Origin of the sequence: Amycolatopsis albispora (assembly GCF_003312875.1) — a bacterium.
In the GTDB taxonomy this organism is placed as follows: domain Bacteria; phylum Actinomycetota; class Actinomycetes; order Mycobacteriales; family Pseudonocardiaceae; genus Amycolatopsis; species Amycolatopsis albispora.
The window spans coordinates 6826593-6845799 of sequence record NZ_CP015163.1; the positions used below are offsets into that span (position 1 = coordinate 6826593).

Genomic DNA, 19207 nt, shown 5'->3' on the forward strand with positions numbered 1-19207 from the left:
TCAGGCCCGGACGGCGGCGATGCGCACGTCGCCGTTCGGCTGGCGTTGCGTGCTCAGCCAGTCCGGGAGCGCGTGCTCGCGGTCCGGGCGGACCAGCGTGTGCTTCAGCTCCAGCCGCGACGGCCGGGCGCTGAAGCGCAGGTCGGCGTAGTCGTCGAACTTCGTGCGGAGCAGGGTCAGCGAATCGCCGAAGGTGGTGCCCTCGAACAGCGCCTCACCGCTGAACACGGCACCTTCGAACGAGACCTCGGCCCCGAATTCGCTGCGCACGAAAACGGCCTTCTCCATGAACTTGGTGCCGGTGAACCAGCCCCGGTTCAGGTGCGAGTCGTGCATCCGCAGCTTGCCGTGCAGTTCCGCCGCGGTCATCCACAGTGGACCTTCGATGCGCATCTCGTGGAAGCGCGCCGTCGAGTGGAGGTGCGCGTGCCGCAGGGTCAGCTCGCCGACGCGGCGGCCGGACAGGTCGAAGTGGTCCAGCGTGGCGGTGGTCAGGTCGAGGTTGTAGGCCTCGGCGTCGAGATCGTCGCGGGCGGGGAGCAGCTCGGCGATCAGCCGCTGGGCGGTCTGCCGGACCACGTGCTCACGGGAGTTCTCCGGATCCCGGGTGTTTTCTTCCTTGTGCTCGAACGGGCGCCGCAGATAGGAACACAGCACGTCGAGCACGGTCTGCCGGTACGCCACGCGACTCCGCGCCAGCCCCGCCAGCGCGTGCAGCGCACCCACGCGAACCTGGTCCGCGGAGTCCCCGAGCAGCTCGACGGCCTTCGCGAACCGTTCGTCGGCCACGCGTTCCAGGTCGCGCTCGGCCCGGTGGCTCTCCAGGTCGTGGCGCTGCCGCTCGATCTCCTGCCTGCCCTCTTCGACCTTGCGCCGCCGGTCGTTGAGCCACAGCGCGTACAACGCGACGATGGAGGCACCGGCGAGACCACCCGTGCGCAGTGCGTCGGCACGGGTGGTCTTCGGATCGGTGAGCAGCCACACGCTGATCCCCACCAGCGCGGCGACGGCGAGCCCGATCGTCAGTGCCAGCGGGGACTTCAGCGCGCGCCGCACGGGATCAGAACGCGTAGAAGGTGCTGATGCAGAAGCCGGCGTCGTCGAAGTTGGTCGCGCTGACCGAACCCGAGACCGAACGCCCGCTCTCGGTGCCGGTGATGTCCGCGCTCACCAGCGTCTCGTCCGGCGGGGCCGAGGCGACGGTGTAGCTGCCCTGGCCGTCGATCGCGTAGCCGACCGTGGTCTCGAGCAGGCTCGCCGTGCTGGAGCAGGCCATCGACAGCGCGCCCGACTTGTCACCGGCGTTGACCTTCGAGATGAACTCGTCGATCACGGCCTTGCCGTCGGTGTTGCCGGAGCCGCCGGGGCTGCTGGTCGGCTTCGACGAGGACTTCGGGCTGGACGACTTCGGCTCGGACGGCTTGGACGAGGACTTGCCGCTGCCGCTGTTGGTGGCGTTGCCGAGGCCCTTCCAGCACCACTTGTCGCCCGCCTGCACCAGGGTGCCGTCGAACTGGCTGGTGTCGCCGTCCTTCTTCTCGGTCACCTCGACGGTCGCGGTGTACTCGGTGTCGGTCTTCTTGGTCGGCCCGCTGACCAGCTTCGCCGCGCTCAGCTCGTTGAGGTTGTCCGGCACGTTCTTGACGACCTCGTCGGCGTCGGCGCAGATCAGGCCCTGGATCGCGGTGCGGTCCTGGGTGTTCAGCGCCGCCACGATCGCGTTCGTGGTGCCCTCGGGGCCTTCCTTGTCGTCACCGAGGAAGAAGCCCGGCGCGACGAAACCGGTGATGCCCAGCGCGACCAGCACCACCACGCCGATGGTGATGCCGATCCACAGCCCGGCCTTGCCCTTCTTCGGCGGCGGGGTGCCGTAGCCGCCCTGCTGCTGACCGTACTGGTCGTAGCCGGGGTACTGCTGTTGCTGCTGCTGGCCGTACTGGTCGTAGCCCGGGTACTGCTGCTGTTGCTGCTGACCGTACTGGTCGTACCCGGGCTGCTGACCCGGTTGCTGGAAGCCGCCTGACTGGGGATACCCGCCCTGGCCCTGGCCGTACGGGTCGGGTTGCTGGCCGTACGGCTGCCCCGGCTGAGGTGGGTAGGTCATGTCAAGCCTCCGTGAGTACTGCGTGCGCGAGCTGCGCCCCAAAGCTGCGACGCGGTGACGGAGGCCCGGGTTCCCCGAGTCCGTGCGCGTTGCCCCTGCCCGCATTCTGCCTGGCCGGGCCGGAACGCGGGCGAACAGGGATCAGAAAGCGAAGACCGCGGCCACGCACGGGCCGGTGCTCAGGTCGCCGGCGCCGAAGGTGGCGTGCACCTGCTTGCCGCCCGACGAGCCGGTCGCGGTGGCGACCACGGTGCCCGGGGTGTCCGAGGTGACCTCTTCGATCTGCAGGTTCGGCTTCTTGGCGACCAGTTCGTCCACGGTCGACTGGGTCGAGCCCTCGGAACCGTCGCAGACGAAGCTCATCGCGCCGCTGGCGTCCGCCGCGTTGATCTTGTCGACCATGTCGCGGATGACCTTCTCCACCGCCGCGTCCCCGCTGCCGCCGGTGCCCGGCTTGCTGGTCGGGGGCTTGCTCGGCGCGCTGGCCGTCGGCTTGCGCGACGAGGGCGCCTTGCTCGGCTCCTCGCTGGGCGGGGCCTGGCTGGTGGTCTGGCCGCCGGCGGTGTTCGTCGGCTCGTCGTCGCTCAGGAAAAAGCCCGGCGCGACGAAGCCGGTGATGCCCAGCGCCACCAGGACCACGAGCCCGACGGTGAGGCCGATCCACAGGCCCGCCTTGCTCTTCTTCGGCGGCGGGCCGCCGAAACCGTCGCCCCCGCCCGGGTAGCCCTGGTACTGCTGCGTCGGCTGCCCGTACTGGTCGTAGCCGGGCTGCTGGCCGTACGGCTGCTGTTGCTGCTGGCCGTAGGGGTCGTACCCGGGCTGCTGCCCGTACGGCTGGCCCTGCTGCGGGAAGCCGCCCGACTGCGGTTGACCCGGCTGGCCCTGCTGGCCATAGCCGCCCTGGCCATAGCCGCCCTGGCCGTACGGATCGGGCTGGTCACCGTAGGGCTGCCCCGGCTGCGGTGGGTAGGTCATCAGGCTGCCTTCCGTGAAGCGGGCGTTGCGGGTCGCATCTCACCACAGTGCGAGCCCGTGGCGTGGCCCATTCTCCCGGCTGCCCGGGGCAGAAGCACACCGCCTCCCGGAAATGACTGGTCACGACACGGTGAACAGCCCGACGCAGGCTTCGCCGATGGCCGCGGTGGCGGTGACGCTGGCGGTGACCGGCTGACCACCCGCGGTACCGGTGACCGTGCCGGTGAGCACCTTCGACGACTTGGCGGTCAGCTCGCCCACCTCCAGCGACGGCTGCTGCGCGGCGAGCGCGCCCACGGCCGAGTCGTCCCCGCGCCCGCCCGCGCACATCAGCTGCTTCGCGCCGTTCGCATCACCCGCGTTCAGCTCCGCGACGAAGTCCTTGATCACCTTTTCGACGCTGGCGTCGGCGGGCCCGGAGCCGCCGCGGCCACCCGGCGCCGGCTCGGCGGAGGTCGGCGCCGCGGTTTCGGCGGGCCGCGGCGAAGGCGCGGACGTGGTGGTGCGGGCCGGGGCGCTGCTCGTGGTGGTCGCCGGAGCCGCCACCGGCCCGGGATCGCCGACCAGGAAGCCGGGCGCGACGAAGGCGGTGAACCCCAGCACGACAAGCACGAGCACGGCCGCGGCGAGGCCGGCCAGCAGTGCGGTCGGCGCCGGTTTCCGTGCTGGTTCCGGCGGTTCTTCGAAGGTCATCTGGCTGCCCTCCCGGTCGGCGTGTCCGGTGGGCAGATCTACCGAAGCCGCCTTGGAGGGCCCTTAGCCCGGCTGAGAAAACCGGGGGACCCCGCCGGAGCGGGATCCCCCGTGGCCGCGGTCAGCCCGTGGCCATCTTCTTCAGTTGGGTGTAGTCCCCGTTCCACCGGTTGAAGTCGATCGGGGTCGAGGTGTACTGCCAGAAGGAGTAGAAGCCCCAGCCGTGCGGCAGCGGGCCGACGGTGGAGCTGTACCGCGCGATCCAGAGCGGCACGGTGCTGCCGAAGTTCTGGGTCGAGCCGACGCACTGGTTCCACCAGTTGGTGTTCGTGTAGATCACCGGCCAGCGGCCGGTGCGCGCGTGGTAGCGGTCGTGGAACTCGCGGATCCACGCCCCCATCGACGCCTGCGACTTGCCGTAGCAGGTCGCGCCGTACGGGTTGAACTCGATGTCGAGCGCACCCGGCAGCGTCTTGCCGTCCCCGGACCAGCCACCGCCGTTGTTCACGAAGTAGTCCGCCTGCGCGGCGCCGGACGAGCGGTCCGGCAACGCGAAGTGGTACGCCCCGCGGATCATCCCGATGTTGTAGGAACCGTTGTACTGCTGGGCGAAGTACGGGTTCTTGTAGCCCGTGCCCTCGGTCGCCTTGACGAAGGCGAACCGCTTGCCCTGGTTCCACCAGTTCTGCCAGTTGACGTTGCCCTGGTGCCCGCTGACGTCGATGCCTTCGACGCTGGCGGTGATCTGGTACCCGTCCGGACCCATCGCGGGTTCGGACCGGGCGGCGGCCTTGGTCTCCTCGGTGGAGTGGTCGCCCTCCACCCGCCGGATCTGCGAGCCCAGCGGGTGGTCGTAGGTTTTCACGTACTCGTCGACCGGCATGCCGTCGACGTACGCCGGGACCGCTTCAGCAGGGGCGGTGCCGGTGTCGTCGTTGTACGTGCTCGCGGACGCGGGAGCGAGCGTGCCCAGCAGGAGCAGGCCTGCCGAGATGGTGACGGCCGTGCCGAACAGGCGACGGCTTCTTCGCACGGACATAGGAATCCCTTCACATATACCCTCGCGGTGAACGGATCACTGCAGGTGACCGTTCGGTCGTTGATTGTTGACGACCGGATCGGGTTTGTCACGAAATCGCGTGGAAGATCTGTCTGCGGTGAGTAATTTTCGGTACCTTCGTCGGGCGTTCAGGCGCCCGCCATCGCGGTGACCCGGTCCTCGGTGCCGTTGAAGTAGTTCTGGTCGCCGGGCAGCGTTCCGGCGTCGGCGAACTGCCAGATGCTCTGGTGCGCCCAGCCCGCGGGCAGCGGGCCGATCTCCGGCGCGTAGCGGGCCAGCCAGAGCGGGTTCGCGCCGCCGAAGGCCGGGCTGTCGCCGGTGCACTTCCGCCACCAGCTGGTCGAGGTGTAGATGGCGGGCGCGCGGCCGGTGCGCCGGGCGTAGGTGTCGGAGAAGTCCTTGATCCACGCGACCATGCCGGCCGCGTCCCGGCCGTAGCACTTGTCGTCGCTGTACGGGTTGTACTCCACGTCCAGCGCGCCGGGCAGCGTCCGGCCGTCACCGGCCCAGCCGCCGCCGTTGTCCACGAAGTAGTTCGCCTGCTCGGCGCCGCCGGAGACGTCGGGGCGGGCGAAGTGGTAGGCACCGCGGACCAGACCGGCGCCGTGCGCGCCGTTGTACTGCTGGCCGAACTGCGGATTGGTGAAGCCGGTGCCTTCGGTGGCCTTGACGTAGACGAACTTGGCACCGGCACCCGCGGCGGCGGGCCAGTCGACCGCGCCCTGGTGCCCGCTGACGTCGTGGCCGAGGGTCTGGCCCTCGGCGGCGTACCGGCCGTGGTCGGGCACGCCGTGCACACCTTCGACCGCCGCGATCTGGGAACCGGCGCGGTTGTCCTCGGCCAAGGAGTAGTTCGGGGGTCCGGGGGTCGTCCCCCGAGCGGACAGCGCTGAGTAGTCGGCGGTGGCGGGGACGGCGCTGAGCACTGTCAGCGCGAGCCCGGCGCTCACCGCGAGACACGGAAACGGGCGCATCGCATCGCTCCTGCCGCGTAGGGGCTGATCATCCAGTCGACACGATGCCTCCATCGAGCCAACTTCGCGCGGCGAGCGTCCCGCTATCGAGTGAATCAGCCCTGGTCAGCGGCTTCCTCGGCGAGCGCCTTGAGCAGGTGCTCGGCCGGCACGACGGCGGTCACCACGTCGTGCGGGTTGATCGCCACCGGGTGCCCGGCGAGCAGTTCGACCATGTCCCTGCCGAGCACCGCGCGGGCGTGCGGCCAGTCCTTCGGCACCAGGTTCTTCGCGGTGTAGGCGGGCACCAGCACCCGGCCGTCGGTGTTGTGGAAGCCGATCACCGTGCGCTGGACCGGCGACATGGCGTAGACGAACAACGTCGAGTCGAGAATGACCCGCGGCAGGTCGGCCGCCGGGCGGTGCTTGGTCCGGACCAGTTGCAGCAGCCGCTCGAGGTCGTTGCGCGGCTCGGGGAAGCCGAGCGCCTTCGGCGACGGGCGGTACCGGTCGTTGGGGTGGAAGTCCTCGACCACCTGGCCCGCGGTGTTCACCGGGTACGCGCCGACCACGGCCCACGACGGGACCGGGCCGTTCGGGTCGAAGGCCTCGTCGATCACGTACAGCCAGCTGTCCGGATTGGCCCTCGCGTTCGCGCGCATCTCGTCGGTGATCTTCGGGACCGCCACCGGGCGGCCGTCGGCCGTGGCCCGGTCCGAGTCATCGCGCTGCGCCATGTCGTTCCTTCGAAATCCTGGGTTTTGGCAAGCCGCCTGGGCGCCCACTCTACTGTGGGAGGCATGCCCGCTTCGCGTTCGGTCGACCCCGCTGAGTTACGTGCCGCGGTCGGTGCGCTCACGCCGTGGCTGGCCGGGGACGGCCCGGAACCCGCGCGCCCCGAGCTGGCCAAGGCGGTCCGGCTGAGCCTGCGCACGCTGGCCGCCGACGCGCCGGGGCGGTCGGTGGAGGTGCGGGTGCCGCCGTTCGCCGCGGTGCAGTGCGTGGCGGGGCCCCGGCACACCCGCGGCACCCCGCCGAACGTGGTGGAGACCGATCCGCGCACCTGGCTGGAGCTGGCCACCGGGCGCCTCGACTGGGCGGCCGCGGTGGACGGCGGGCGGGTCAGCGCGTCGGGCAGCCGCGCCGACCTCGCCCGCTGGTTGCCGATCCTCCGGGTGTGACTACTTCTTGCGGCCGATGCCGCCCGCGATGCAGTGCTGGACCTGGTTCAGCGGCTTGATCCGCGGGCCGTCCGGCCACCAGTCGGCGCAGCGGATCAGGCCCGGCGGCACCATCTCCAGGTCGCCGAACAGCTCCATCAGCTCGTCGTGCGTGCGGAACGTGCCCGAGCCCATCGGGCTGTGCACGAACACGTCCTCCATCTTCCTGGCGACCGCGCTGTGCTCGTTCTCCGGATCGAGGAAGTGGCTGATCACCACGTACGAACCCGGCGCCAGCGCGTCGATGTACTCGCGCATGATCCGGGCGGGCTCGTCCGGGTCACCGACGTGGTGGTGCAGGGTGCCCGCCTGCAGCAGCGCGACCGGCTGGCTGAAGTCGAGGTTCGCCCGCACGTCGGCGTTCTCCAGCACCTCCCGCGGCTTGAAGATGTCCGCCGAGGTCAGGTGGGTCAGGTCGTTCTCTTCCAGCAGCGCGCGCCCGTGCGCGAGTACCACCGGGTCGTTGTCCACGTAAACCACGGTCGACTCGGGCACCAGCCGCTGCACCACCTGGTGGGTGTTCTCCGCGGTGGGCAGGCCGGAGCCGAGGTCGAGGTACTGGGTGACGCCGGTCTGCGCGGCCAGGAACCGGCACGCCCTGATCAGGAAGCCGCGGTTCTCGGTGGCCAGGTCCTGCGCCTCGGGGGCCTTCTTCTGCACCCCGCGGAGCACCTCGCGGTCGATCTCGTAGTTGTCCTTCCCGTTCAGGAAGGCGTCGTAGACCCGAGCGATGCTGGCCCGCGTGGGATCCACCCCCACCGGTACGCGTTCGGACGGTGCAGCGGTTCCGGCAGGCATGGCGAACCTCCTGGGATTGTGAACTGGGGCACGTTCCACGTAGCGTAGGGGGGTACGTCCAGCGGGTAAACGAGGGCGGGCTTGACAGTGCACAATGGGTATGTACGTTGGGTGGTCGCCTCACTGCTGGTGTGAGTGAACAGGGAGCGGAGCGCAAGTGACCTCGATCGAGGGACCTGGTGGTGAGTCCTTCGGACCTACCGCGCGTCGCATGGTGCTCGGCACCCAGCTCCGCCGTCTCCGCGAGCGCGAGGGCGTGACGCGAGCCGAAGCCGGTTACAGCATCCGCGCCTCGGAATCGAAGATCAGCCGCATGGAGCTGGGCCGCGTCGGCTTCAAGGAGCGCGACGTCGTCGACCTGCTCACCATGTACGGCGTCGACGACCCGAAGGAGCGCGAGGCCTTCGTCGAGCTGGTCAAGCAGTCCAACCAGCCGGGCTGGTGGAACCGCTACAACGACCTGATGCCCCGCTGGTTCGACGACTACGTCGGGCTGGAAGAGGCCGCGCAGCGCATCCAGACCTACGAGCTGCAGTTCGTGCCGGGGCTGCTCCAGACCGAGGACTACGCGCGGGCGATCGTCAGCCACGGCAGGCCCGAGTCGCGTGACGACGACGTGGAGCGCCGCGTGGCGATCCGCATGCGGCGGCAGAAGCTGCTCAACCGGCCGGAGGCGCCGCGGTTGTGGGCGGTGGTCGACGAGTCGGTGCTGCACCGCCCGATCGGCGGCCGGAAGGTGTTCAAGGAGCAGCTGGACAAGCTGCTCGAGATGACCACCATGTCGCACATCTCGCTGCAGGTGGTGCCGTACCGGCTGAGCGGGTATTCGGCCGAGGGCGCGTTCACCCTGTTGCGCTTCGCCGAGCCGGAACTGCCGAACATCGTTTACATCGAACACCTGGCCGGTGCGCTCTACCTGGAGAAACTGGCGGACTTCGAGTTGTACAGCCGCGCGCTGGACCGGCTCGCGGTGGACGCGGAAACGCCGGAACGCAGTCGTGCCACCATCGCGAAGGCTCGTGCGGAACTCTGAAACTCACTGTTCGTAATCCCTGACCGGTCCCGTTCAGGGTGAGTTCACACCTTCGTGGGAAGTTGGCAGAAGGTGTCCTCACGCTGTGAGAACAGGTGCAGGATTTTCTGCACGTGCATCCTCATCTGCGGAACCGCGTGCTAAAGTCATCGGCACAAGTCAAATGCACGTGCATTTGCACCCGCTGAACATCTAAGCCGGGAAGGTGGGGATCGCGGTGCCGCGGATCTCGAACGGTATGCCTGCCGACCTGCTCGACGGCGCCCAGTGGCGCAAGAGCTCCCGCAGCGGTGCCCTGGGCAACTGCGTGGAGGTCGCCCCGCTGGCCACCGGGGAGGTCGCCGTCCGCAACTCCCGCTTCCCCGGCGGCCCCGCCCTGGTCTACACCCGGGCCGAGATGGCCGCCTTCCTGGCCGGAGCCAAGGACGGAGAGTTCGACGATGTCCTCAGCTGAGCTGGCGGAAGCCGCCCCGGCGTCCTCGGTCAGTGGTTCTGGCGCTGACACGCTCAGTGACACCGAGACCGGCCTGCGGCGACTGATCGAGCGCGGTTTCCAGTTCGTGCACCCGCGCAGCCCCGACGGTGAGGTGCTGGCCGTGGTCGGCATCCGCGCGCACGAGGACGTCATCGACGTGGTCCGGCTGCACGCCGAGGACGACGTGATCGCCACCCGCATGCCCGGCGGTGAACCGGACATCCTGGCCCCGCGCACCACGCTGTGGCAGGTCAGCGGTTCCGTGCTGACCGTGATCGACCAGCTGCTCGCCCTGCCCGAGCGACCCGCCGAAGCCGAGTCCGGCAGCAAGGGCTGCTGGGTCCCGGGCCGCGCCGGCGTGGCCAAGTGGCTCCCCGCGACCGCCTGAATCCCGAACTGTTCCGAACGCCCCGGCTGACCTGGTCACCCGGGGCTTTCGTGTGCGGACACCCCGCGTTGTGATGCCGCGCGCAGCCCGGCGGATCCGGCGGATCAGCGTTTACACTGGCCGTGCCCGACCACTTCTCCAGGGAGCTCCTCGGTGGTATCCGACCAGTCGTCTGCTGGACCTGCCGTAACCGATCAGCCCGATCCCGAACCTCGCGAAGAATGCGGTGTGTTCGGCGTCTGGGCGCCCGGCGAGGAGGTCGCGAAGCTCGCCTACTACGGGCTCTACGCGCTCCAGCACCGCGGCCAGGAAGCCGCGGGCATCTCCGTCTCCGACGGCAGCCAGATCGTCGTCTTCAAGGACCTCGGCCTGGTCAGCCAGGTGTTCGACGAGCAGGTGCTGTCCTCGCTGCAGGGCCACATCGCGGTCGGCCACTGCCGGTACTCGACCACCGGCTCGACCATCTGGGAGAACGCGCAGCCGATCTTCCGCACCACCGACACCGGCAGCGGGCTTTCCTTCGCCCACAACGGGAACCTGGTCAACACCGCCGAGCTGCGCGAGCGCACGCTGGCCGCCGGGCTCAAGCCGCACGCCGGGCTGACCGGCTCCTCCAGCGACTCGGACCTGGTCTGCGGGCTGCTCGCCTCGACCGCCGCCGACCGCGGCATCGAAGCCGCCGCGCTGGAGCTGCTGCCCACCCTGCGTGGCGCGTTCTGCCTGGTCTTCGCGGACGAGTCCACGCTCTATGCCGCCCGTGACCCGCACGGCGTGCGCCCGCTGGTGCTCGGCAGGCTCGAACGCGGCTGGGTGGTCGCCAGCGAGACGGCGGCGCTGGACATCGTCGGCGCTTCGTTCGTGCGCGAGGTCGAGCCGGGCGAGCTGATCGCCATCGACGCCGAGGGCCTGCGGTCCTCGCGGTTCGCCAACCCGGAGCCCAAGGGCTGCGTGTTCGAGTACGTGTACCTGGCCCGCCCGGACACCTCGATCGCCGGGCGCAGCGTGCACGCCACCCGCGTCGACATCGGCAAGCGGCTGGCCAAGGAGCACCCGGCCGACGCCGACCTGGTCATCCCGGTGCCGGAGTCGGGCACACCGGCCGCCATCGGGTACGCGCAGGCCAGCGGCATCCCGTACGGCTCCGGCCTGGTCAAGAACGCCTACGTGGGCCGGACCTTCATCCAGCCCTCGCAGACCATCCGCCAGCTGGGCATCCGGCTGAAGCTGAACCCGCTGCGCGACGTCATCCGCGGCAAGCGGCTGGTGGTGGTCGACGACTCGATCGTGCGCGGCAACACCCAGCGCGCGCTGGTGCGCATGCTGCGTGAGGCCGGTGCGCTGGAGGTGCACGTCCGGATCGCGTCGCCGCCGGTGCGCTGGCCGTGCTTCTACGGCATCGACTTCGCCTCGCGCGCCGAGCTGATCGCCAACGGGGTCGACGCCGACGGCGTGCGCCGGTCCATCGGCGCCGACTCGCTCGGTTACGTTTCGCTCGAAGGGCTGATCGCGGCCTCCGAGCAGCCGAAGTCGCGCCTGTGCTCGGCCTGCTTCGACGGGGAGTACCCGATCGCGCTGCCGGATGACGCGCTGATCGGCAAGCATCTGCTGGAAAGCCTGGATGCCGCGGACGGTGCCGCCAAACCCGTCACTCCTGCGGGGTACGGTGCCGAAGACGCCGTCCGGCGTCCCTAGTGCCACCCACTAGTCGTTTCTCCCCAAGGACGGAGACCGCTTTCGTGAGCGAGTCCACGAACGCAACCTATGCCGCCGCCGGCGTCAGCATCGACGCCGGTGATGAGGCCGTCGAGCTGCTCAAACCGCATGCCCAGCGGGCGACGCGGCCGGAGGTGCTCGGCGGGGTCGGCGGGTTCGCCGGGTTGTTCTCGCTGAAGCTGGACCGGTGGACCGAGCCGGTGCTGGCCTCCTCCACCGACGGCGTCGGCACCAAGATCGCGGTGGCGCAGGCGCTGGACAAGCACGACACGGTCGGCATCGACCTGGTCGCCATGGTGGTCGACGACCTGGTGGTGACCGGCGCCGAGCCGCTGTTCCTGCAGGACTACATCGCCGTCGGCAAGGTGGTGCCGAAGAAGATCGAGGCGCTGGTCGGCGGCATCGCGGAGGGCTGCGTGCAGGCCGGGTGCGCGCTGCTCGGCGGCGAGACCGCGGAGCACCCCGGGCTGATGGGCGAGCACGACTACGACATCTCGGCGACCGGGGTGGGCGTGGTCGAGGCCGCCGACGTGCTCGGGCCGGAGCGGGTGCGCCCCGGTGACGTGGTCATCGCGATGGGCTCCTCGGGGCTCCACTCGAACGGGTACTCCCTGGCGCGGCACGTGCTGCTGGAGATCGCGCGGATGCCGCTGGACGGGCAGGTCGAGGAGTTCGGCCGCACGCTCGGTGAGGAACTGCTCGAGCCGACCAAGATCTACGCCAAGGACTGCCTGGCGCTGGCCGCCGAGACCGAGGTGCGCACGTTCGCGCACATCACCGGCGGTGGCCTGGAGGCGAACCTCGCGCGCGTGATGCCGCGCGGGCTGGTCGCCTCGCTGGACCGCGGCACCTGGACGCCGGCGCCGGTGTTCCCGCTGATCGCGCACCGCGGCCGGGTCGAGCGCGCCGAGATGGAGAAGACCTTCAACATGGGCGTCGGCATGGTCGCCATCGTGGGGCCGGAGGACGTCGACCGGGCGCTCGCCGTGCTGACCGCGCGACACGTGCCGGCCTGGGTGCTCGGGGACGTCCGCCCCGCCGAGGACCCGGACGGTCCGCGGGCGGTGCTCTCCGGTGACCACCCCCGGTTCTGACCTCCGCGTCGGTACCCGGTTCGTGATCCCGGCCGGGGAGCTGGCCGAGCGGTTCTCGCGCTCGTCGGGGCCCGGCGGGCAGGGCGTCAACACCACCGACTCGCGCGTGGAGCTTTCGTTCGACGTGGCGCGGTCGCCCTCGATCCCGGAGTCGTTGCGGCCGCGGCTGCTGGAGCGGCTCGCCGGGCGGCTGGTGGACGGCGTGCTGACGATCGCGGCCAGCGAGCACCGCGCGCAGCTGGCGAACCGTGAGGCCGCGCGGGCGCGGCTGGCGGCGACGCTTTCGGACGCCGCCGCCCCGCCACCTCCGCCGCGACGCCCGACCAAGCCGACGCGTGGCTCGAAGGAACGCCGGATCGCCGCGAAGAAACGGCGGTCGGACGTCAAGAAGTCGCGGCGTTCCCGCTACGACGACTGACGCCCGCTCACCACCGGCAGCTGGCTTCCGGTGCGCTCGCCGAGCTCGCGCCGCAGCTGCCGCGGGATCACCGGCGGCCGCGGCCACCAGTTCCGGGTCAGCGCCGCGCCGATGGTCGCGCCCGCGGTGTTCAGCAGCACGTCGTCGGCCGAGGTGACCCGGCCGGACTGGATGACGAACTGCATGGTCTCCACCAGCAGCGAAACGCTCAACGCGGCCACGGCGACCCTCGGCACCGTGCGCAGCGCGTCCACCCGCAACGGCAGCAGCGCGCCGAGTGGCAGCAACAGCACCAGGTTCCCGGCGAGCTGCCAGTACGACCCGTGCCCGGACAGCGCGAGGTCGAGGTCCGCGCCCGGCGCCAGGTGCAGTGCGCTCCCGCTCGCGCCGGGGATCGGCATCGCCACGAGGACAAAGGCGAGCGTGGCGATCAGCGTGATGGCCGCGTCCGCGCCCGCGGTGAGCACCGCGAAGCGCACCGGTCTTCTTCGGCGATGCCGGTGGGTCGCGAGCACGAACCAGCCGGCGGCGGCGAAGGGCAGGGCCATGAAAGCGAGCGTGATCAGGATGCCGAAATCTCGCAGCAGCGCATCCACGCGTTCCCCTTTCCCGAACGCATCAAGGCAAATGCGGGTGGCAAGATCACCATCGCATTCGGCGTTCGGATCGGCACGCCAAGGAACCCGCCCGAATAGGTGATCTTGATCAGCTCGTGGTTATTCGGCGGTCCAGTGGTATTGCCGTTCCGGCCGTCCGGTGCCGCCGTACCGCAGCCGGACTTCGGCTTTTCCGGTATCCGCGAAATACTCCAGATAACGCCGCGCGCTGGGCCGGGAAAGCTCCGTGGCCTGCGCGCATTCGGTGGCGGACAACCCGTCCGGGCGGGCCCGCAGCGCCTGTTCCACCAACTCGGCGGTCTGCTGCGTGAGCCCTTTCGGCAATACGCCGGCGCCACGCGGACGTGCGGCGAACACGTCGTCCACGTCCTCCTGGTTCGACACTTCGCGCCGTTCCGACAGGCGCGCGAGTTTTGCCTGCAATGCGGCGAAATGCAGCAGCTGGTCACGCAGCGCCGCCGCCGAGAACGGTTTGATCAGGTAGTGCAGCACCCCGCCGCGCATCGCGTTCCGCACCGTGTCCACGTCACGCGCGGCGCTGATGATCACCACATCGGTGTCCACTGTGGAGGGATCGGCGCGCAGCGCGCGCAACACCGCGATGCCGTCCATGTCCGGCAGGTAGATGTCCAGCAGCACCAGGTCGGGGCGCAGGTCCCGGACCGCGCGCAGGGCGTCCGCGCCGGTGTGCGCCACCCCCACCACGCTGAACCCGGTCACCCGTTCGACGTATCCACTGTGGACTTTCGCGACCATGAAGTCGTCGTCCACCACCAGTACCCGGATCATCGCGCCACCCGCTCGGGGACCAGCGGCAGTAGCGCGGTGAACACCGCTCCTCCCGATCGGTTCGGGGGTCCGGGGGTCGTCCCCCGTGCGGGTGGCGCAGCGTTGTGTACCTCGACCGAACCACCGCGCCGGATGCAGGTCTGCCGGGTCAGCGCCAGGCCGAGCCCGCGCTGCCCGCCGTGCTCGGCGGCCTTCGTGGTGAACCCGTGCGCGAACACCTCGGTGGCGATCTCCGGCGCCACGCCCGGTCCGGAATCCCGCACCACCACCTCCACCCGCTCGCTGTCCTGCCGGATGCCGATCTCGATCCAGTCGCCGTGGCCGGGACCGGCCGCGCGCAGCGCGTCGAGCGCGTTGTCCACCAGGTTGCCGACCACGGTGACCAGGTCACCGGACAGCCGCTCGTCCACCGGGTCCAGTCTGCTGTCGTCGGTCAGCCGCAGTCCGGCGCCCTGCTCGGCGGCGAGACTGGCCTTGGCGATCAGCAGCGCCGCCACCGCCACGTCGGACACCCGGCTGGTCACCTTGTCCTGCCATTCGCCCTGCTCGTGGGCCACCAGGTCGACGTACTCGCGCACCTCGTCGTACTCGCCAAGCTCGATCAGCCCGGCGATGGTGTGCAGCCGGTTGGAGAACTCGTGGGCCTGCGCGCGGAGCGTGTCGGTGGCCCGCGAGCTGGCGGCCAGCTCCTCACGCAGGTTGACCAGCTCGGTGCGGTCGCGCAGGGTGGCCACCGCGCCCAGCCCGGCGATCGGCAGCCGGTTGAGCACCAGCACCCGCCCGGCACGCAGCACGATCTGGTCCACGCCCTCGGCCCGGCCGGTGAGCACGTCCTGCAGCCGTTCGTTGAGGTCCAGGTCCGCCACCGCGGTGCCGACGCAGTCCTCCGGCAACGCCAGCAGCTCGCGCGCGTGGTCGTTGACCAGGGTGATCCGGTGCTGCTGGTCCAGCCCGAGCACACCCTCCTTGATGCCGTGCAGCAGTGCCTCGCGGTGCTCGGCCAGCCCGGCGATCTCGCGCGGTTCCATGCCCAGCGTCTGCCGCTTGACCCGCCAGGCCAGCAGCGCCGAACCGGCGATGCCGAGCACGGTGGCGATGCCGAGCAACGCCAGCGCGTCGCTCGCCGAGTTGCCGAAGCCCTCGAAGAAACCCGGCGTGGCCTTGCCCGCCGCGACGATGCCGTCGACCGTGCCGCGGTCGCTGATCACCGGGACGTGCGCGACCAGCGAGCCGCCGATCTCGCCGACCCAGGCACGGCCGCTGGTGATCATGCTGTCGCCGAGGTCGAGCGTGGTGCCGACCTGCTTGGGATCGGGAGAGGTGATGATCCGGTGCGCGCGGTCGGTGATGATCACGAAGTCGGCGCCGGACAGGCTGCGCGCGCCCTCGGCGAACACCGGCAGCGGGTCGCGGCGCAGCGGGTCGGGCAGGTTCTCGCGGACCCCCGGCGTGGCGGCCACGTTCTCCGCGACCGAGAGCAGGCGGCGGCCTTCGACGTCGGTGAAGGACTTGTTCGACTGGGCCACCGAGAACAGCGCGACGCACGCGAGCAGGGCGAACACGATCACCAGCTGCCATCCGAGCAGCTGGCGCGCCAGTGATCCACGCTGCATGGGGCTCACTATGACACCTTTCGCGCGCGGTGCCGTCGTGAGCAAAACGAACACAAGTACCGATAAGCGCGCAAGCGAGACAGACCGCCGCCCCGGAGGCACGATGACTCGCTAACCGGCCTCGTGTAACCGAGGTCACCCCCGTGCAGGCGTACAACGGAGTGCCTGATGAAGAACCAGAAGACTTGGCTGTCGGTGCTGGTCGCCGCGGCGCTGGTCCTGCTCATCCCCCCGCTGGTGTCCACCGGCAGCGACGAAACCGGCGACCAGATCCGCAACTTCCGGGTGATGGTGCCGAACTCGCCGGGCGGCGGCTACGACATCACCGCGCGCACCGCGGTCAAGGCCATCGAGGAAGCCGGGCTCAACGGCACCACCGAGGTGTTCAACCTGCCCGGTGCCGGCGGCACGGTCGGCCTCGGCAGGCTGGTCAACGAACGCGGCAACGGCAAGCTCGCGATGTCGATGGGCCTCGGCGTGGTCGGCGCGGTGTACACCAACCGGTCACCGTCCTCGCTGCAGGACACCACGCCGATCGCGAAGCTGACCGAGGAATCCGACGTGGTGGTGGTCGGCAAGGACTCGCCGTACCAGCACATCGGGCAGCTGATCGAGGCGTGGAAGGCCAATCCCGGCGCGGTGCCGGTCGGCGGCGGCTCGGCCCCCGGCGGACCCGACCACCTGGCGCCGATGCTGATGGCCAAGGCCGCCGGCATCGCCCCGCCCACGGTGAACTACGTGCCGTTCGACGGCGGCGGCGAGCTGATGGCCTCGGTGCTCGGCGGCAAGGTCGGCTTCGGCGTCTCCGGCATCGGCGAGACCCGCGACCAGATCGCGGCGGGCGAGCTGCGTGCGCTGGCGGTGACCAGCCCGAACCGGGTGCCCGGCCTGGACGCGCCGACGCTGCGCGAGTCCGGAGTGGACGTCAGCTTCACCAACTGGCGCGGCATCGTCGCGCCGCCCGGGATTTCCAACGGGGACAAGGAAAAGCTGGTTTCGCTGTTCACCCGGCTGCAGGACACCCAGCAGTGGCAGGACGCGCTGCGGCTCAACGGCTGGACCAACGCCTTCTCCGCCGGTGACGAGTACGGCGCCTTTCTCAAGGCGGAGAACGACCGGGTGGCTTCGGTGCTGAAGGAGTTGGGGCTGGCATGACGACCACAGTGGACAACGAGCCGGTGGACGAGCGCCCGCCGGAGAAGCAGAGCTGGTGGCGCGCGCACTCCGAACTCGGCATCTGCGTGCTGCTGCTGGCCACCGGCGTGCTGGTGCTGACCGACGCGCTGAGCATTCCCACCGACTTCACCCAGCGCGGCCCGGTCGGGCCGAAGGCGGTGCCGGTGCTGGTCGGCTCGGCGCTGGTGCTGGTCGCCGCGCTGCTCGCGGTCAACGTGCTGCGTGGCGGCAAGGGCGAGGCCGAAGCCGGTGAGGACATCGACCTCGACGCGCCGACCGACTGGCGCACCGTGCTCCTGCTGGCCGGGGCGTTCCTGCTGAACGCCGCGCTGATCGACACCGTCGGCTTCCCGATCTCGTCGGCGCTGATGTTCTGGGGCGCGGCCTTCGCGCTGGGCAGCCGGAACTTCGTGCGCGACCCGCTGATCGCCGCCGGGGTTTCGGTGCTGACCTGGCTGGCGTTCAACGAACTGCTCGGGGTGCCGCTGCCCGGTGGCCCGCTGATGGGAGTGCTGTGATGGACGCGCTGACCAATCTGCTCGACGGGTTCGGCACCGCGCTCACCCCGCAGCACCTGCTCTTCGCCGCGATCGGTGTCATTCTCGGCACCGCGATCGGCGTGCTGCCGGGCATCGGCCCGGCGATGGCGGTGGCGCTGCTGCTGCCGGTGACCTACGGCCTCGACCCGACCGCGGCGTTCATCATGTTCGCCGGCATCTACTACGGCGGCATGTTCGGTGGTTCGACCACTTCGATCCTGCTGAACACGCCGGGTGAGAGCGCGGCGGTGGTGGCCGCGATCGAAGGCAATCCGATGGCCCGCAAGGGCCGCGGCTCGCAGGCGCTGGCCGCGGCGGCGATCGGGCACTTCATCGGCGGGCTGATCGGCACCACCGCGCTGGTGCTGCTAGCGCCGATGGTGGCCAAGCTCGCGGTGGACATCGGCGCGCCGGACTACTTCGCCATCATGGTGCTGGCGTTCATCGCGGTGACCTCGGTGCTCGGCAAGTCGCGCGTCCGCGGGTTCGCGTCGCTGCTGATCGGGCTGACCATCGGCCTGGTCGGGCTGGACGAGATGACCGGGCAGTCGCGGCTGACCTTCGGCTCGCTGCACCTGTCCGACGGCATCGACGTGGTGATCGTGGCGGTCGGCCTGTTCGCCGTCGGCGAGTCGCTGTGGGTGGCCGCGCACCTGCGGCAGAAGCAGCTCAAGCCGATCCCGGTCGGGCGGCCGTGGCTGTCCAAGGCGGACCTTCGCCGGACCTGGAAGCCGTGGCTGCGCGGGCCGGTGATCGGCTTCCCGTTCGGCGCGATCCCGGCCGGTGGCGCGGAGATCCCGACCTTCCTGTCGTACGTGACGGAGAAGCGGCTGTCGAAGCACAAGGACGAGTTCGGCAAGGGCGCCATCGAAGGCGTCGCCGGTCCCGAGTCGACGGCGAGCGCTTCGGCGGCGGGCACGCTGGTTTCCATGCTGACGCTGGGCCTGCCGACCACGGCGGTGGCCGCGGTGATGCTGGCGGCGTTCCAGCAGTACGGCATCCAGCCGGGGCCGCTGCTGTTCGAGCGCGAGTCGGCGCTGGTGTGGGGCCTGATCGCGAGCTTGTTCGTCGGCACGGTGCTGCTGCTGGTGATCAACCTGCCGATGGCGCCGGTGTGGGCGAAGCTGCTGCGGATCCCGCGGCCCTACCTGTACGCGGGCATCCTGTTCTTCGCCAGCGTCGGGGCCTACGCGGTCGGTGGCGAGGTGATCGACCTGGTGCTGCTGTTCATCATCGGGCTGATCGGGTTCGCCATGCGCCGCTACGGGCTGCCGGTGCTGCCCGCGGTGATCGGCGTGATCCTCGGGCCGAGCGCCGAGCAGCAGATGCGGCGGGCGCTCCAGCTGTCCGACGGTGAGCTGGTCGGCCTGGTGAACTCGCCGATGGCGGTGGTGGTGTACGCGATCATCGCGGTGCTGCTGGCCTGGCCGCTGCTGCGGAAGCTGCGCCGGAAGCCGGAGCCGTCGCGGGACCACGAACGCATCGACGCCTGACGCGAGACCGGCGAGCGGGGCACCCACCGGGCGGTGGTGCCCCGCTCGTGTTTTGT

The 19207-nt window shown here is 70.3% G+C and carries 21 protein-coding genes; 10 read left to right on the top strand and 11 right to left on the bottom strand.

Annotation, left to right across the window (positions count from 1 at the left end):
* From A4R43_RS32280 to A4R43_RS32310, 7 genes are all read right to left on the bottom strand, one after another.
* The gene (locus A4R43_RS32280; RefSeq protein WP_113695544.1) at positions 1–1056 is read right to left on the bottom strand and encodes a pentapeptide repeat-containing protein; all 1056 of its coding nucleotides are present in this window, start codon (positions 1054–1056) and stop codon (positions 1–3) included.
* Positions 1057–1060: 4 nt separating this feature from the next.
* The gene (locus A4R43_RS44265; protein ID WP_236808414.1) at positions 1061–2104 is read right to left on the bottom strand and encodes a hypothetical protein; all 1044 of its coding nucleotides are present in this window, start codon (positions 2102–2104) and stop codon (positions 1061–1063) included.
* A 141-nt stretch (positions 2105–2245) separates the two neighbouring features.
* Positions 2246–3079 (bottom strand): Twin-arginine translocation protein TatA, encoded by an 834-nt coding sequence (locus A4R43_RS32290; protein ID WP_113695545.1) that lies wholly within the window; start codon positions 3077–3079, stop codon positions 2246–2248.
* Positions 3080–3199: 120 nt separating this feature from the next.
* Positions 3200–3772, bottom strand: a complete 573-nt coding sequence (locus A4R43_RS32295) for a hypothetical protein (protein ID WP_113695546.1) — start codon at positions 3770–3772, stop codon at positions 3200–3202.
* A gap of 121 nt (positions 3773–3893) precedes the next feature.
* Entirely contained in the window at positions 3894–4811 is a 918-nt protein-coding gene (locus A4R43_RS32300; RefSeq protein WP_113695547.1) for a lysozyme, read from the bottom strand.
* 149 nt (positions 4812–4960) lie between these two features.
* Positions 4961–5806, bottom strand: a complete 846-nt coding sequence (locus A4R43_RS32305) for a lysozyme (RefSeq protein ID WP_113695548.1) — start codon at positions 5804–5806, stop codon at positions 4961–4963.
* Between the two features lie 95 nt (positions 5807–5901).
* Positions 5902–6522, bottom strand: a complete 621-nt coding sequence (locus tag A4R43_RS32310) for a type VII secretion system-associated protein (protein ID WP_113695549.1) — start codon at positions 6520–6522, stop codon at positions 5902–5904.
* A gap of 63 nt (positions 6523–6585) precedes the next feature.
* On the opposite strand from A4R43_RS32310, the gene A4R43_RS32315 reads away from it, so the two are divergent.
* Entirely contained in the window at positions 6586–6966 is a 381-nt protein-coding gene (locus tag A4R43_RS32315) for a sterol carrier family protein (RefSeq protein ID WP_113695550.1), read from the top strand.
* On the opposite strand, the gene A4R43_RS32320 is transcribed toward A4R43_RS32315, so the two are convergent.
* On the bottom strand, positions 6967–7803 hold the full coding sequence (locus A4R43_RS32320; protein ID WP_113695551.1) for an SAM-dependent methyltransferase: 837 nt from the start codon (positions 7801–7803) through the stop codon (positions 6967–6969). It abuts the gene before it with no gap.
* 157 nt (positions 7804–7960) lie between these two features.
* Here A4R43_RS32320 and A4R43_RS32325 point away from each other — a divergent pair, with 157 nt between their 5' ends.
* The 6 genes from A4R43_RS32325 to arfB all read left to right on the top strand — a co-directional run bounded on the left by A4R43_RS32325 (position 7961) and on the right by arfB (position 12924).
* Entirely contained in the window at positions 7961–8836 is an 876-nt protein-coding gene (locus A4R43_RS32325) for a helix-turn-helix domain-containing protein (protein ID WP_418190760.1), read from the top strand.
* A 238-nt stretch (positions 8837–9074) separates the two neighbouring features.
* Positions 9075–9290 carry a DUF397 domain-containing protein gene (locus A4R43_RS32330; RefSeq protein WP_113698024.1) on the top strand — a complete coding sequence of 72 codons (216 nt, stop codon included), beginning with the start codon at positions 9075–9077 and terminating at the stop codon, positions 9288–9290.
* Positions 9277–9699, top strand: a complete 423-nt coding sequence (locus A4R43_RS32335) for a hypothetical protein (protein ID WP_236808415.1) — start codon at positions 9277–9279, stop codon at positions 9697–9699. Before A4R43_RS32330 ends, A4R43_RS32335 begins: the two co-directional genes overlap by 14 nt.
* 153 nt (positions 9700–9852) lie before the next feature.
* Positions 9853–11391, top strand: a complete 1539-nt coding sequence (gene purF / locus A4R43_RS32340; RefSeq protein ID WP_113695553.1) for an amidophosphoribosyltransferase — start codon at positions 9853–9855, stop codon at positions 11389–11391.
* Between the two features lie 44 nt (positions 11392–11435).
* Complete coding sequence (purM, locus tag A4R43_RS32345) at positions 11436–12506, top strand: phosphoribosylformylglycinamidine cyclo-ligase (RefSeq protein WP_113695554.1); 1071 nt, start codon at positions 11436–11438, stop codon at positions 12504–12506.
* Entirely contained in the window at positions 12487–12924 is a 438-nt protein-coding gene (gene arfB / locus A4R43_RS32350; RefSeq protein WP_113695555.1) for an alternative ribosome rescue aminoacyl-tRNA hydrolase ArfB, read from the top strand. Before purM ends, arfB begins: the two co-directional genes overlap by 20 nt.
* On the opposite strand, the gene A4R43_RS32355 is transcribed toward arfB, so the two are convergent.
* The 3 genes from A4R43_RS32355 to A4R43_RS32365 form a co-directional block, all read right to left on the bottom strand.
* Positions 12912–13520 (bottom strand): VanZ family protein, encoded by a 609-nt coding sequence (locus A4R43_RS32355; protein WP_113695556.1) that lies wholly within the window; start codon positions 13518–13520, stop codon positions 12912–12914. The genes arfB and A4R43_RS32355 overlap by 13 nt on opposite strands.
* A 120-nt stretch (positions 13521–13640) precedes the next feature.
* Entirely contained in the window at positions 13641–14330 is a 690-nt protein-coding gene (locus tag A4R43_RS32360) for a response regulator (protein ID WP_113695557.1), read from the bottom strand.
* A complete protein-coding gene (locus tag A4R43_RS32365; protein WP_113695558.1) occupies positions 14327–15943 on the bottom strand; it encodes a sensor histidine kinase in 1617 nt (538 codons plus the stop codon). Before A4R43_RS32365 ends, A4R43_RS32360 begins: the two co-directional genes overlap by 4 nt.
* 168 nt (positions 15944–16111) lie before the next feature.
* On the opposite strand from A4R43_RS32365, the gene A4R43_RS32370 reads away from it, so the two are divergent.
* From A4R43_RS32370 to A4R43_RS32380, 3 genes are read left to right on the top strand one after another with little or no spacing between them, the layout of a single operon-like run.
* Positions 16112–17098: a Bug family tripartite tricarboxylate transporter substrate binding protein gene (locus A4R43_RS32370; RefSeq protein WP_113695559.1), complete on the top strand. Its 987-nt coding sequence runs from the start codon at positions 16112–16114 to the stop codon at positions 17096–17098.
* Positions 17095–17637: a tripartite tricarboxylate transporter TctB family protein gene (locus A4R43_RS32375; protein ID WP_113695560.1), complete on the top strand. Its 543-nt coding sequence runs from the start codon at positions 17095–17097 to the stop codon at positions 17635–17637. Before A4R43_RS32370 ends, A4R43_RS32375 begins: the two co-directional genes overlap by 4 nt.
* Positions 17637–19151 (top strand): tripartite tricarboxylate transporter permease, encoded by a 1515-nt coding sequence (locus A4R43_RS32380; RefSeq protein ID WP_113695561.1) that lies wholly within the window; start codon positions 17637–17639, stop codon positions 19149–19151. Before A4R43_RS32375 ends, A4R43_RS32380 begins: the two co-directional genes overlap by 1 nt.
* The last annotated feature ends 56 nt before the right edge of the window (positions 19152–19207 follow it).